Raw genomic sequence first — 13,483 nt, forward strand, 5'->3', positions numbered from 1 at the left:
ATATTTTATATTTTTCAATTAAAAAACTACTTCTAAATCTAAAAAAATATAAAATGGCTAGAGTTACTGTAGAAGATTGCACCAAAATAATACCTAACAGATTCGAACTTGTTGTATTAGCTAGCAGAAGAGCTAGAGACATATCATCTGGAGCTGAAATTAATGTTGAAAGAAATAATGACAAAGATGCAGTAGTTTCACTAAGAGAAGTAGCAGACGGTCATTTAGCTAAAGAATATTTGCTGGAAGAAGTGGTTTCATCATACCAGAATAACACTCAATATGTCGCTGAGCAAGTGAATGTTGAGGTAAAATCATTAGAAGGAGATGAAGCGAAAAAAGTAAATGAAGTAAAAGATGCAAATGCAATATTTGCTGCAGACAATTTAGTCATAGAAGATTAAAGTCAATTTATTATTAGCAAAATTTTTTTACCTGTAATATATATAGGCTATATATTTAATTGCGGAAGTATGGACGAAGAGTTTCAGTTAATAAAAAAAGTACAAAGCTACAACCCATCCTGCGATAAAGAAAGGTTAACAAAAGCTATAGAGTTTGCAAAATCAGCGCACTCTGCGCAAATTAGAGCTTCTGGTGAGCCTTATTTTATACACCCGCTTGCAGTAGCTAATATATTAGCTGACCTTACTCTTGATGATGATTCAATTATTACTGGTTTGTTGCATGATACTGTAGAAGATACCTTGGTGACTCAACAAATGATAGAAAAAGAGTTTGGAGTTAATGTTGCAAAATTAGTCATAGGCGTAACAAAGTTAAATAAAATTGAATATCAGCCTGAGAATGTGAGGCAGGCGGAAAACTTTAGAAAGTTATTATTAGCTATGTCTGAAGATATAAGGATTCTGCTAGTTAAAATATGTGATCGCTTACATAATATGAGAACAATATCTCATATAAAATCTAAATTAAAAAGAGTGAGAATTGCAAGAGAAACCTTAGAAATATATGCTCCATTAACAGAGAGAATAGGTGTACATAAGTTAAAAGATGAGCTGGAAGATTTATCTTTTCAGGAGATTAATTTAGAAGTGCGAGATTCTATTATACAAAGATTAGAATTTTTAAGGGCCCAAGGAGATAGTAATATAATTGAAAGAATAGTTGGGGATTTACGGGCTTTATTAATAGAGAAAAAGATAGATTGTAATATCTATGGTCGTACTAAGAAACCATATTCTATCTGGCAAAAAATGAAGACAAAAAATATCAGTTTTGAGCAATTATCTGATATTATGGCTTTTAGGGTAGTGGTTGATAGAATAGATGAGTGTTACAAGATATTAGGTTCGGTTCATGCAGTTTACCCTAGTATTCCTGGTAGCTTTAAAGATTATATTTCAACTCCAAAAGAAAATAATTACAAATCTTTGCATACTACAGTCATAGGTCCTGAAAAACAAAAAATAGAAATTCAAATTAGGACTAAAAAAATGCATCAAATAGCAGAATATGGTATTGCTGCTCACTGGTCATATAAGCAAAACTCAAATAACCATGGTTCAAGTGAAAAGCAATATCGCTGGATTAACGAATTATTACACATATTAGAAAATAGCTCTGGGCCAGAAGAGTTTATTCAAAACACTAGGCTTGAAATGTACCAGGATCAGGTTTTCTGTTTTAGTCCTAAGGGAGATTTGATAGCTTTACCACAAGGTTCTACATCTGTAGATTTTGCATATGCTGTTCATTCTGACATAGGAAACACATGTATGGGTGCAAAAATTAACGGTATAATAGCGCCGCTTAGGACAATTTTAAAGAATGGTGATCAAGTTGAAGTTATATGTTCTAATAATCAAAGCCCTTCTGAAATGTGGGACGAGTTTGTTGTAACAGGTAAGGCAAAAAGTCAAATTAGAAAATTTATTCGTTCTAAAAAAAGAGTGCGCTATTTAGAAATGGGCAGAAATAGTTTAAGTAAATTTTTTCATGACCATAACTCACTATTTAATGACCAATTAATTACAAAAATTTTACATGTTTTCTCAAAAGACACATTAGAAGATTTGTTTATTTCTGTTGGTGAGGGATTAATTCCAAAAGAAGATATATTCAAAGCTTGTTATCCTGACTATAAATCTAAAAAAGAAATTTCAAAGATAAGAAAGTTCTTTAGTAGAAAATCTAAAGAAAAGAGAAAGAGTAATATATATGACAATAATGATCATAAGATAAGAGGCTTAATTCCAGGTTTGTCAGTTAATTTTGCTGGATGTTGTCACCCTATACCAGGCGATAATATAATGGGAATAGTGTATGTAGGTAAAGGAATTACAATACATAATAATAAATGCAAAAACATAAAGAAAATTGATAATAAAGAAAATTTTATTAAGCTGTTTTGGGTTGATAACATAGAATCTAGTAAATTTTACACAGGAAGATTACAAATAGTTATAGAAAATAGTTTTAGTGCAATTTCGATTTTAACCAAAGAAATTGATAGTCAAAATATTAATATTACTAATTTTAAAATTCTTCACAAGACTGAGTCTTATTTTGAGTTAATAGTAGATTTAGATGTTAATAATTCACAAGATTTGATGAATCTTAAAGCATATTTAAGATCATCTAAAATTATTTTCTCTGTTACAAGAGTTTAAACAATATAATTAGGTATAAATATGAAAAAACATTTAAGACTAGGCGTCAATATAGATCATGTTGCAACTATTAGAAATGCAAGGGGTGGTAAACATCCAAGCCCACTAAATGCTGCATTATTAGCAGAAAAATCTGGTGCAGATGGTATTACAGCCCATTTGAGGGAAGATAGAAGGCATATTTCAGATGAAGATATATATGCTCTTAAAAACAGTTTAGCTGTACCGCTTAATCTTGAAATGGCAGTAACTAATGAGATGCTGGACATAGCTTTAAAAACATTACCAAATGCAGTATGCTTAGTGCCAGAAAAACGCAAAGAAATTACAACAGAAGGCGGCTTAAATATTAAAAACATTCCTCATTTAGATAAGTTCATAAATAAGCTAAAGAAAAAGAATATTAGAATTTCTTTGTTTTTAGAGCCAAATATTGAGGATGTAATTTTGGCTAAAAAGCTAGAGGCTGATATAATAGAGTTTCATACTGGTAAATATTGTAATTTAGATATTATAAATAGGGAGTCTGAGTATGACCGCATTGTAAATGCAATAACTTATGCTGATAAGCTAGGCATAGAGAGTCATGCAGGTCATGGCTTAGATTATCAGACAACCGCAGAAATAGCAAAAATCTCAGAACTTGCAGAGCTTAATATAGGGCATTTTTTAATTGGTGAGTCAATATTATGTGGCTTGGAAAATGCTATTCATAAAATGAAAGAAGTTATAAATAAGGCAAGAACATGATCTATGGAATAGGTGTAGATATTCTTAAAATAGAACGCATAGTCAATTTATATGATAAATTTCAAAGTAAATTTATAACAAAAATATTATCTGATAGTGAATATGTTATATTCAAAAAATTTAATAATATAGAAAAGCAAAATTCTTACTTAGCAAAAAGATTTGCGGCAAAGGAAGCTTTTGTTAAAGCTCTTGGTACAGGTTTTCGTGATAAATTGACTATGCCTAATATTTCGGTCATAAATAATAGCTATGGTAAACCAGAAATTTTCTTATCTAAAGAGGTTAGTGAAATTATACCACAGAATTTATGTTTTTTTCTATCACTCTCAGATGAAAAAGAATATGTAGTTGCATATGTTGTAATAGAGCGGAATTAATTCTTGCTTTTAGCTTTGTTTTTATTATAAATATTATCTTCTAAATGGCGGGGTAGCTCAGGTGGTTAGAGCAGAGGAATCATAATCCTTGTGTCGGGGGTTCAAGTCCCTCCCTCGCTACCAATATTTAGAGGTATAATATGATTATAAAGCCAAGTATTATACGATAAATACCAAATGGTTTGAAACCATATTTCTTAATCATTTCAATAAAAAACGCTACGACAAATAGAGCAATAACAAAAGAAGTGGCAAATCCAATGGCAATAATATTAAGATGTTCTAAACTTAGTAATTTATAATTTTTAACTAAATCATAAAGACTAGCTGCTAGAATTGTAGGTATAGCAAGAAAGAATGAAAATTCTGCAGCTGTAGCTCTAGAAAGTCCGGCGCACATGCCACCAATAATAGTGCTTCCAGATCTGGACATACCAGGTATCATGGCGAGGCATTGAAATAAGCCAATTGATAAAGCTTGTTTTTTAGAAATATTATAAATATTTCTGGTATGTAATTTGAGCTTCATATAATCAATTACGATCATAATGACGCCACCAAAAATAAGTGATATTGCCACGATATGGCTATTAAATAAATAGGTTTTTATTAAATTATGAGTTAGTAAACCTATTATCGCTGCTGGTAAAAATGCGATAAATAGATTTATAACAAGATCTTGTTCTTTGGATTTATGATAAAAATTAAAGAAAATATCTTTAATTTTTTGTTTATAAAATACAATAACAGCTAAGATGGCACCAAATTGTATTGAGGTTTCAAAGATCATATCTGGAACATGATTAAATTTGAGCTGCTCGCCTATTAATATTAAATGTCCAGTGGAGGATACTGGTAAATACTCAGTTAAACCTTCAATAACACCTAGTAATATGGCTTTAAAAATTACAATTATATCCATGCTTTTTTAAATAGTTGGTGCTCCTGGCCAGACTTGAACTGGCACGTTCATAAGAACAATAGATTTTGAGTCTACCGCGTCTACCAATTCCACCACAGGAGCAAGTAAATAATGGGGCGAGCGATCGGTCTTGAACCGACGACCTACAGAACCACAACCTGTTGCTCTACCAGCTGAGCTACGCCCGCCACAATATTCGATGCATACTATAGATAAAATTACACAAGGTCAATATTTTGATTGCCATATATTAAAAATATGAAATTATTTAATAAATTTTATAGTTTTAAATATGACTGGAGTAACTTTTTCTGCTTGTTCAGCAGGAATAAAGAATAATGGCGCAAAAGATTTAATGCTTGCAATATTACCTAAAAACACAACATATGCTGCGGCTTTCTCTACATCTTATATAGTATCACCCACACTAGATTGGGATAAGGCTGTTTTATTGAAAAAGACACTACCCAGAGCTTTGATTGTAAATTCAGGTAATGCAAATAGTTTTACAGGCAAGCACGGTAAAGAGGCAGTCTTAAATATCACTAAAGCAGTAGCAGAAGAATTTGCAATAAAACAAGATGAGGTTTTAATTTCTTCTACTGGAGTGATAGGCGAGAAGTTACCCTACAAAAAAATTATAAATAAGCTAGATTACTTAAAAGAAAATCTTAGCGAGGCTAATTTAAGCTTGGCAAGTGAGGCAATATTAACGACTGACAGTGCAGCAAAAACAGCTGAAATTACCTCAGAAATTGCAGGAACAAAAGTAAAGATAGAAGCGATTGCTAAAGGAGCAGGTATGGCAGCTCCGAACATGGCAACAGTACTTGCTTATTTTTTTACTGATGCAAAGATTGAGAATGATATATTACAAAAAATATTTAGTGAGAATATAGAAAAGACCTTCAATGCATTTACAATTGATGGGGATATGTCAACTAATGACACAGCTATGATTTTTGCTACAGGTAAGGCCGAAAATAAAAAGGTAAATTTAGAAGAATTAACACAGTTTAAGCAAGATTTATTGAGTTTAATGGCGCAAATTTGCAATGAAATAGTTGCAAAAGGTGAGGGAGTAACAAAAACTGCAAAAATTCACGTTAAAGGAGCAAAATCAGTTTCTGCTGCTAAAAATGTAGCAATGTCTATTGCTAACTCCCCCTTAGTCAAGACTGCATTAAATGGTGAAGATCCAAATTGGGGTAGAATCGTAATGGCTGTGGGTAAAGCTAAAGAGGAGCTTGATTTGGAGAAGTTTTGTTTGAATATAGGTGGTACTAACATAGTTTTAAATGGTGAATTAAACCCAGTATATGATGAAGCAACTTCAACCTCTCTTTATATGAAAGAAAGTTTAGTAAATATCTATGTGGATTTAGGTTTAGCAGAGAGAGAAAATCAATTCATAGCTACGACCTCAGATTTATCAAAAGGATATATAGAAATAAATGCAGATTACAGAAGTTAGTCAATTTTCTTATTTACTTGACTAGTATATAGAATTAATATTATATTTACCTGCAATTGGGCCGGGTAGCAAAGTGGTAATGCAGGGGACTGCAAATCCTCTATCGGCAGTTCGATTCTGCCTCCGGCCTCCATTTATTTTATTTATTTAAATATGCCTACAGCTAAAGAAAACCTAATAGTAGCTCTTGATACCCCGGAATTAGAGCAAGCTATTAAATGGTCAAAGCAGCTAAGTGGAAAAGTAGCTGCTGTGAAGTTAGGCTTAGAATTTTTTGTCGCAAATGGGCCAGAAGCCATAGCTGCAATTAAAGATCAGGGCGTAGAAATATTTTTAGATTTGAAATTTCACGATATTCCAAACACCACAAAAGAAGCAGTTAAACAATCTTTAAATTTAGGAGTAAAATTTTTAACCATCCACATAAGTGGTGGAAGAGAAATGTTAGAGTGGTCCGCAAATCTAGCAAAAGATAGTAATGCTATGATTTTAGGCGTTTCAATTTTAACTTCCATGAATCAGCCACAATTTAATGAACTTGGTTTCTTAGGTGAAATAAAAGATCAAGTATTAAAATTTGCTAAATTAGCTGAAGATTCTGGTTTGCAGGGCATGGTTTGCTCTCCACTGGAAGTAAAGCTTCTAAAAGAAAATGGTTTAAAATTAAAATTAATAACTCCTGGAATTAGATTTGATTCTGATGATAAAGGCGATCAAAAAAGAATAATGACCCCTAAAATGGCTTTAATAAGTGGTAGTGATTATTTGGTTATGGGAAGATCTATAACAAAGGCAGGAAGTTCAATATTGGAAAGGGTCGAATATTTTGATTCATCTCTAGTAAGTTAAAGCCTAGCTATTATGATAATTTTGCATGATAAGAATATTAAGATTAGGTAATATATGCTATATGATAAAAATAACATTTTTGCTAAAATTATAAGAGGGGAGTTACCTTGTGCTAAAATTTTTGAAGATGAAAAAGTTTTAGCTTTCAATGATATTAATCCTGCGGCAAGTAAGCATATTTTGGTTGTACCTAAGGGTGAATATATTTCTTTTGATGATTTTATCCATAAAGCAGATGATTTTGAGGTAGTTCATTTTTTTAAAATAGTTAGAAAAATCACTCATGATTACAACATGATCGATGCAGGTTATAGAATAATATCAAATCATGGTAAAGATGCATCCCAGACAGTAGATCATTTTCATATACATATACTTGCGGGAGAAAGGCTTGGTGGTTTGCTTGCAGGAGATAATCATGCTAGATAAGCTTATTTTATACACATCTTTAATTAGGTTAAATAAACCTATCGGCACAATATTATTATTACTGCCCATATTATTAGTATTTATAATTTTAGATAGTGAATTTTTATATTTAGATATCTTAGCAATATTTGTATGTTTATCATTCATTATGCGCTCAGTTGGTTGTGTAATAAATGATTTGCTAGATGTTAAGTTTGATCAAAAAGTAGCTAGAACAAAGAACAGACCTTTAGCATCGGGTAAATTGACAATATTAGAAGCTATAATTTTGCTTGTAATACTATTATTGTTAGGACTTTATTTAGCTATGTTTTTAAAATTTGAGACATTAATTAGGTCAATATTTATTATAGTACCCATATTCTTCTATCCTTTGATGAAGCGTTTTTTTATATATCCTCAATTATTTTTAGGATTAACTTTTAATTTAGGAATTTTGATCGCAGCTTATGAAATTAAAGGTTATGTAAGTACAGAAATCATGATTTTATATTTATCATTTGCATTTCTTACCGTAGCTTATGATACTATATATGCTCATCAAGATAAAAAAGATGACATAATGTTGAAGTTAAATTCTACAGCTATATCATTTGGACAAAATAGCAAGAATATCATCTTCTTTTGTTATCTAGTTTTTATGCTAGGTTTATTATTTATTGGTTTATCTCTTGGGTTTAAGATTCTGTTTTTTCTATCTTTAGAGTTTCTTTTCCTTTTTGTTTTTTATTTGGTTAACTTTTTAGACTTAAATAACAAAGATCAATGTGGCTTATTTTTTAACGCAAATGGTTATTTTTTGTTAGCAGTTAATTTGATTTTCTTAGCAGCTAATTATATTTACTAAATTAGCTATTTAGTTTTCTTCTCTATATTCAAAATAGTGTTAAAATCTTTAATTGCTAATGCTAATAAGTTGGTTTTAGCGTATGATATTCCTCTTAAATGATAGGCATTAATATTAGAGTTATCTAATGTTGTAATTTTAGAAAAATCTTTGATGGCATTATCAAAATCTTCTCTTTTATAATAATTAAGGGCACGAGATATGAATGCTTCTTTAAATTTATTATCTAAATTAATTGCCGCTCCATACATCTCTACTGCAGAATTAGGTTGATGATTCTGGTCATATTGCAATCCTTTTTTGTAAAAAGCTTTAGCTCTTTTGAGCTTAGCTTGATCAATGATTAATTGGGGTATTAGTTTTTGGTTTTCTTCTAAAAATAATTCAAACTTATCAGACTCTAAATTATCAATCATTTGATTGACCTTATTTACAATTTTTATTCTTTGGTCAACAGTCTGCTTAAGGTTTAGTAGTCCTTCATGATCTAATTCATTGATATTAATTTGTTTTACTTCAGCTGGTTTGTTTTTAACTCTTTTATTTAAATTAAATTTACGATCTAGCGAGCCTATTACAAATTTATCCTCACTTGCTAATCTGTCTAAAGTATACTCAATAATGTTATTCACATTATCTTGAAAAATTAAATTATTATTATTGCTTTTCAAAGTGCTTTCTATTTTCTTGCCAGTAAGATTAACTTTTAGGTTTAGTTTTGCTAAAATATAAGATATAGAATGGACTATATTCAAGCTTAGTAAATTAGGTATCTTGTTGGAGTTGTAATATAGTTTACAGTAGCCGGTGGTAATTCTTTGACTAAAAAAATTATATATTCTTATATTTGCATGCTTTTCCCTGTCATATAAGTTGATAATATTTTTACCATTAATATTTTTGTCAATTAAGTGAATTCTAATAGGAAAGTTAGGATATTGTTTTACTGCCTTATTTAGCTGTTTAAATATTTCGTTTTTTGTAAAATTTCCATAACAAAGATTTATAAGTAAGCTGCTAATTAAGTTAATATCCTTATGTTCAAGCTTATCAAATAATTTTTCTATTATCACTGAAAAGTGATTTTCTTGTGCTTTAATTATTAAAACAGAAAATTTATTTTCAGAATCTAGGTTAGAAATTTGCTCAGCTAGCATATTTGCAACTAAATCATGAGCAGCTTTATTTTCGTAAATTTTAAGATTTAATTGAAAGATTCTATGCAGTATTTTTTTTATATTGTCTAAATTTTCTTCGCTATTTTCACACAATTTATAAATTGCTTTAATAATTTCTGCTTTAATAAGTAATTTAGATTTATCATTATGATACTCACCACTATATTCAAAATTTCTTATATGGTGAGCGAATCTTCTAAGATCTTCTTTGGCATTATCGTTACCAATAACATGTTTTAGATCTGTTATATGAAGATCAATATTTTTGTTGTAATCAATTTTATTTTTCATTTTTACATATAAATTCAATAGCTTAAGTCTCAATCTTACAACAAAAAATTAAATTGTTAAGTATTAAATTTATACTTATAAAAAGTTAATTTGACAGAGGTGAAATTATATAATAAAAACTAATCTTTAAATTATAAAATATTATGAAAGATTATTCTGTAGTTAAGCAATTAGCAAAAAAAAGACAATTAGCAAGACAGGGTGGAGGAGCTAAAAGAATAGAGACTCAACATGCTAAGGGAAAGTTAACCGCGCGAGAAAGGATTGAGGTTTTACTAGATCCAGAATCATTTGAGGAGTACGGCTTGTATGTAGAGCATCGTTGTACCAACTTTGGTATGGAGAATAATAAAATACCGGGGGATGGTGTTGTTACAGGTCAAGGCACCATAAATGGTAGGTTAGTCTTTGTATATAGTCAGGATTTTACTGTCTTGGGAGGTTCTTTGAGTGAAACTAACGCCAGAAAGATATGCAATATAATGGATAAAGCAACTCAGGTTGGCGCGCCGGTAATAGGCATAAATGATTCAGGGGGTGCTAGAATACAAGAAGGTGTTGATTCTCTAAGCGGTTATGGTGAAATTTTTCAACGAAATGTTATATCATCTGGTGTGGTGCCACAAATATCTGCAATAATGGGTCCGTGTGCTGGAGGGGCTGTTTATTCTCCTGCCTTGACTGATTTTGTTTTTATGTCTAAAGGAACATCTTATATGTTTGTTACAGGTCCAGATGTGGTAAAAACGGTTACACATGAAGAAGTTTCTCAGGAAGAGCTTGGAGGGGCTAAAATACACAATTCTGTTTCAGGTGTGTCTGACTTTCAATTTGATAATGACATAGAGGCTCTTGCAAAAATCAGAGAATTGGTAAATTACATACCAAGTTCCAATCAAAGTGAGATACCCAAAATAGAAAATACAGATTCAGTGGATAGAATAGATGTAGCATTAAATACTTTGGTGCCTGAGAACGCAAATTTGTCATATAAAATGTCTGAGCTAATCAGCAGGGTTGTTGATCATGGGGATTTTTACGAGATTAAAGCAGATTATGCAAAAAACATAATTATAGGCTTTGGCCGTATGGATGGAAGCACAGTTGGTTTTGTGGCTAATAACCCTATGCATTTGGCGGGTTGTTTGGATATTAATGCTTCAACTAAAGCTGCTAGATTTATTAGGTTTTGTGATGCATTCAATATACCTTTAGTTTCTTTTGTAGATGTACCTGGCTTTTTACCTGGTGTTTCTCAAGAACATAACGGTATCATAAAGCATGGCGCAAAATTATTATATGCATATGCTGAGGCAACAGTACCAAAAATCACTGTAATTACCAGAAAAGCTTATGGTGGCGCATATATAGTGATGAATTCAAAGCATTTAAGAGGTGATGTTAACTATGCTTGGGCTAATGCTGAAATCGCTGTTATGGGACCTAAAGGTGCTGTAGAAATCATACATAGGAAAGATGCTGGTGATCCTGAGTTAATGGAACAGCATGCTAAAGATTATAAGGAAAAATTTGCTAGTCCTTTTGTTGCGGCTTCTAGAGGTTATATCGATGAGGTGATAAGGCCGCAAAATACAAGATCAAGAATTATAGGGTCCTTGAAAATCTTACATAATAAAAAGGTTAACTTGCCTTGGAAAAAACATGATAACTTACCTTTGTAATGAAAATGAAAAAAATTTTAATAGCCAATAGAGGAGAGATTGCAGTTAGAATAATTAAAACTGCACGAAAATTAGGTATAAAAACGGTAGCTATTTACTCGGAGGCTGATGTGAACTCTATGGCAGTTCAAATGGCTGATGAGGCTTTTTATATAGGTCCTTCACCATCAAATTTAAGTTATCTAAATGTAGCTAAAATTTTAGAAGTTGTGCAAGAGTCAGGTTCAGATGCAGTTCATCCTGGTTATGGGTTTTTGTCTGAAAATGCAAGTTTTGCTAAGGAGTTAGAGAAAATAGGAGTAAATTTTATTGGTCCGGGTGTAGAGGCTGTTCAGTCAATGGGTGATAAAATAATTTCCAAAAAAATAGCTAAGGAAGCTGGTGTAAGTACAGTTCCAGGTTACATGGGAATAATTGAGGATCCTAATGAGGCTAAAAAAATAGCTGAATCTGTTGGTTTTCCTGTGATGGTTAAGGCTGCTGCCGGAGGTGGTGGAAGAGGAATGAGAATAGTACATAAAATCGAGGATGTTGCCAAGGCATTTGACTCCGCTAAGTTAGAGGCTAAGAATAATTTTGGTGATGATCGTATTTTTATTGAGAAATTTATAGAAAAGCCAAGGCACATAGAAATTCAGATTATCGCAGATAAGCATGGGAATGTGGTTTGTTTAGGGGAGAGAGAATGTTCAATTCAAAGATATAACCAAAAAGTTATAGAGGAGGCTCCTTCTTCATTTTTGAATGAAAAAGTGAGACAAGACATGTACAAACAAAGTGTTAATCTGGTTAAAAAGGTAGATTATTTTTCTGCAGGTACTATTGAGTACATCATGGATAAGCAGCATAATTTTTACTTTCTGGAGATGAATACAAGGTTGCAAGTTGAGCATCCTGTTACTGAGCTTATTACTGGTGTTGATTTAGTTGAGCAGATGATCAATGTAGCTAACGGAGATAAGTTAAGCTTTAGTCAAGAAGATATAAAGCTGAGAGGCTGGGCGATGGAGTCAAGAATATATGCAGAAGATCCTGCTAGGGGCTTTTTACCTTCGAGTGGCAGAATTAGTACTTATCAGGAGCCTGAATCCTCGGAAAATGTTAGAATAGACACGGGTGTATATGAAGGAGGAGAGGTAAGTATGTTTTATGATGCTATGATCGCAAAATTATGTACTTATGGTAAAGATAGAAATGAGGCTATAAGTTACATGCAAAAGGCTTTAGGGCAGTATGTAATAGAAGGGATATCAAATAATATTAGCTTTCTAGAATCTATGTTTTTTAGTAGTCGATTCGCATCAGGGGATCTTTCCACTAACTACATAAGCGAGGAATATCCAGATGGATACAAAATGATTGAGATTGCTTCAAGTGATTATAAGGAAGCAATATATGCCTCAACAATTATTAGGTGGATGGAGTCATTAAGGGTTTCTAAAATTACTGGATCTATAGCAGGTAATGAAAAAGAGGTAAATACTAGGTGGGCCGTTTGTGTTGGTGAGGACACTTATATAGTAGAGTTAGAGATTTTGGGTAATAACAACTTTAAAATAAGAGCGCAGGGCAAAGAGATTCTCATAAGTGATGTGAATTGGCATTCAGGTATGCCATTATTTAAGGCTAAAATAGATAGTGCTAACATTTCACTTAAATTTACTAAATCGAGTAAAAGTAATTTATACAGATTTAATTATTTGGGTGGATTTGTTAATATTTCTGTGGTTTCGCCAAGGGTGGCTGAGTTAATGAAATATATGCCTGCTAAAGTTGAGGAGTCTAATGACAAATCTTTAATAGCCCCCATTTCTGGTAAAGTTATAGATGTTCTGGTTGGAAAAGGCGAGAAAGTTAAGGCTGGTATGGAATTAGTTGTTATTGAGGCAATGAAGATGGAGAATTCACTTGTTGCAGAGAGGGATGCAGTAGTAAAAGATGTTAAAGTTAATAAAGGTGATAACGTCCAAGCTGAGCAAATATTAATTGAATTTAACTAAAATAATTTACTTTTTTAATTTTACTCACATTATATTTGCTAAAACTTA

The 13,483-nt window shown here is 31.7% G+C and carries 12 protein-coding genes and 4 tRNA genes; 12 read left to right on the forward strand and 4 right to left on the reverse strand.

Annotated elements, in window-relative coordinates:
- Positions 1 to 53: 53 nt before the first annotated feature.
- The 5 genes from HOH73_01645 to HOH73_01665 all read left to right on the forward strand — a co-directional run bounded on the left by HOH73_01645 (position 54) and on the right by HOH73_01665 (position 3,886).
- Positions 54 to 404 (forward strand): DNA-directed RNA polymerase subunit omega, encoded by a 351-nt coding sequence (locus HOH73_01645; GenBank protein ID MBT5827567.1) that lies wholly within the window; start codon positions 54 to 56, stop codon positions 402 to 404.
- 69 nt (positions 405 to 473) lie between these two features.
- Entirely contained in the window at positions 474 to 2,633 is a 2,160-nt protein-coding gene (locus tag HOH73_01650) for a bifunctional (p)ppGpp synthetase/guanosine-3',5'-bis(diphosphate) 3'-pyrophosphohydrolase (GenBank protein MBT5827568.1), read from the forward strand.
- A gap of 21 nt (positions 2,634 to 2,654) precedes the next feature.
- The gene (locus HOH73_01655; protein ID MBT5827569.1) at positions 2,655 to 3,383 is read left to right on the forward strand and encodes a pyridoxine 5'-phosphate synthase; all 729 of its coding nucleotides are present in this window, start codon (positions 2,655 to 2,657) and stop codon (positions 3,381 to 3,383) included.
- Positions 3,380 to 3,763, forward strand: a complete 384-nt coding sequence (locus HOH73_01660) for a holo-ACP synthase (protein ID MBT5827570.1) — start codon at positions 3,380 to 3,382, stop codon at positions 3,761 to 3,763. The genes HOH73_01655 and HOH73_01660 overlap by 4 nt, the downstream gene beginning before the upstream one ends.
- Positions 3,764 to 3,809: 46 nt before the next feature.
- Positions 3,810 to 3,886 (forward strand) — tRNA-Met (locus HOH73_01665).
- A gap of 4 nt (positions 3,887 to 3,890) precedes the next feature.
- Here the strand turns inward: HOH73_01665 and HOH73_01670 are convergent.
- The 3 genes from HOH73_01670 to HOH73_01680 form a co-directional block, all read right to left on the reverse strand.
- Positions 3,891 to 4,685: an undecaprenyl-diphosphate phosphatase gene (locus HOH73_01670; GenBank protein ID MBT5827571.1), complete on the reverse strand. Its 795-nt coding sequence runs from the start codon at positions 4,683 to 4,685 to the stop codon at positions 3,891 to 3,893.
- 15 nt (positions 4,686 to 4,700) lie between these two features.
- A tRNA-Leu gene (locus HOH73_01675) sits at positions 4,701 to 4,787 on the reverse strand.
- Between the two features lie 10 nt (positions 4,788 to 4,797).
- Positions 4,798 to 4,873: transfer RNA gene (locus HOH73_01680), tRNA-His, on the reverse strand.
- 104 nt (positions 4,874 to 4,977) lie between these two features.
- Between HOH73_01680 and argJ the strand changes: the two genes are divergently transcribed.
- The 5 genes from argJ to HOH73_01705 all read left to right on the forward strand — a co-directional run bounded on the left by argJ (position 4,978) and on the right by HOH73_01705 (position 8,284).
- Complete coding sequence (gene argJ / locus HOH73_01685; GenBank protein MBT5827572.1) at positions 4,978 to 6,159, forward strand: bifunctional glutamate N-acetyltransferase/amino-acid acetyltransferase ArgJ; 1,182 nt, start codon at positions 4,978 to 4,980, stop codon at positions 6,157 to 6,159.
- A 59-nt stretch (positions 6,160 to 6,218) separates the two neighbouring features.
- Positions 6,219 to 6,292, forward strand: a tRNA-Cys gene (locus HOH73_01690).
- A gap of 20 nt (positions 6,293 to 6,312) precedes the next feature.
- Complete coding sequence (gene pyrF / locus HOH73_01695) at positions 6,313 to 7,008, forward strand: orotidine-5'-phosphate decarboxylase (protein MBT5827573.1); 696 nt, start codon at positions 6,313 to 6,315, stop codon at positions 7,006 to 7,008.
- Positions 7,009 to 7,062: 54 nt separating this feature from the next.
- Positions 7,063 to 7,437 (forward strand): HIT domain-containing protein, encoded by a 375-nt coding sequence (locus tag HOH73_01700; GenBank protein ID MBT5827574.1) that lies wholly within the window; start codon positions 7,063 to 7,065, stop codon positions 7,435 to 7,437.
- Positions 7,427 to 8,284 carry a 4-hydroxybenzoate octaprenyltransferase gene (locus tag HOH73_01705; GenBank protein ID MBT5827575.1) on the forward strand — a complete coding sequence of 286 codons (858 nt, stop codon included), beginning with the start codon at positions 7,427 to 7,429 and terminating at the stop codon, positions 8,282 to 8,284. Before HOH73_01700 ends, HOH73_01705 begins: the two co-directional genes overlap by 11 nt.
- Before the next feature lie 5 nt (positions 8,285 to 8,289).
- Here the strand turns inward: HOH73_01705 and HOH73_01710 are convergent, their stop codons facing one another.
- A complete protein-coding gene (locus tag HOH73_01710) occupies positions 8,290 to 9,753 on the reverse strand; it encodes a hypothetical protein (GenBank protein ID MBT5827576.1) in 1,464 nt (487 codons plus the stop codon).
- Between the two features lie 143 nt (positions 9,754 to 9,896).
- On the opposite strand from HOH73_01710, the gene HOH73_01715 reads away from it, so the two are divergent.
- Complete coding sequence (locus HOH73_01715; GenBank protein ID MBT5827577.1) at positions 9,897 to 11,435, forward strand: acyl-CoA carboxylase subunit beta; 1,539 nt, start codon at positions 9,897 to 9,899, stop codon at positions 11,433 to 11,435.
- Complete coding sequence (locus tag HOH73_01720; protein MBT5827578.1) at positions 11,435 to 13,435, forward strand: acetyl/propionyl/methylcrotonyl-CoA carboxylase subunit alpha; 2,001 nt, start codon at positions 11,435 to 11,437, stop codon at positions 13,433 to 13,435. The genes HOH73_01715 and HOH73_01720 overlap by 1 nt, the downstream gene beginning before the upstream one ends.
- Positions 13,436 to 13,483: the final 48 nt, after the last annotated feature.

The sequence above is a fragment of the Alphaproteobacteria bacterium genome, from assembly GCA_018667735.1.
In the GTDB taxonomy this organism is placed as follows: Bacteria; Pseudomonadota; Alphaproteobacteria; order Rickettsiales; family JABIRX01; genus JABIRX01.

Coding starts and splice junctions, on each gene's coding strand:
- HOH73_01705 (MBT5827575.1), top strand. CDS start 7,427: ATGCTAGATAAGCTTATTTTATACACATCTTTAATTAGGTTAAATAAA.
- HOH73_01700 (MBT5827574.1), top strand. CDS start 7,063: ATGCTATATGATAAAAATAACATTTTTGCTAAAATTATAAGAGGGGAG.
- pyrF (MBT5827573.1), top strand. CDS start 6,313: ATGCCTACAGCTAAAGAAAACCTAATAGTAGCTCTTGATACCCCGGAA.
- argJ (MBT5827572.1), top strand. CDS start 4,978: ATGACTGGAGTAACTTTTTCTGCTTGTTCAGCAGGAATAAAGAATAAT.
- HOH73_01655 (MBT5827569.1), top strand. CDS start 2,655: ATGAAAAAACATTTAAGACTAGGCGTCAATATAGATCATGTTGCAACT.
- HOH73_01660 (MBT5827570.1), top strand. CDS start 3,380: ATGATCTATGGAATAGGTGTAGATATTCTTAAAATAGAACGCATAGTC.
- HOH73_01670 (MBT5827571.1), bottom strand. CDS start 4,685: ATGGATATAATTGTAATTTTTAAAGCCATATTACTAGGTGTTATTGAA.
- HOH73_01720 (MBT5827578.1), top strand. CDS start 11,435: ATGAAAATGAAAAAAATTTTAATAGCCAATAGAGGAGAGATTGCAGTT.
- HOH73_01650 (MBT5827568.1), top strand. CDS start 474: ATGGACGAAGAGTTTCAGTTAATAAAAAAAGTACAAAGCTACAACCCA.
- HOH73_01715 (MBT5827577.1), top strand. CDS start 9,897: ATGAAAGATTATTCTGTAGTTAAGCAATTAGCAAAAAAAAGACAATTA.
- HOH73_01645 (MBT5827567.1), top strand. CDS start 54: ATGGCTAGAGTTACTGTAGAAGATTGCACCAAAATAATACCTAACAGA.
- HOH73_01710 (MBT5827576.1), bottom strand. CDS start 9,753: ATGAAAAATAAAATTGATTACAACAAAAATATTGATCTTCATATAACA.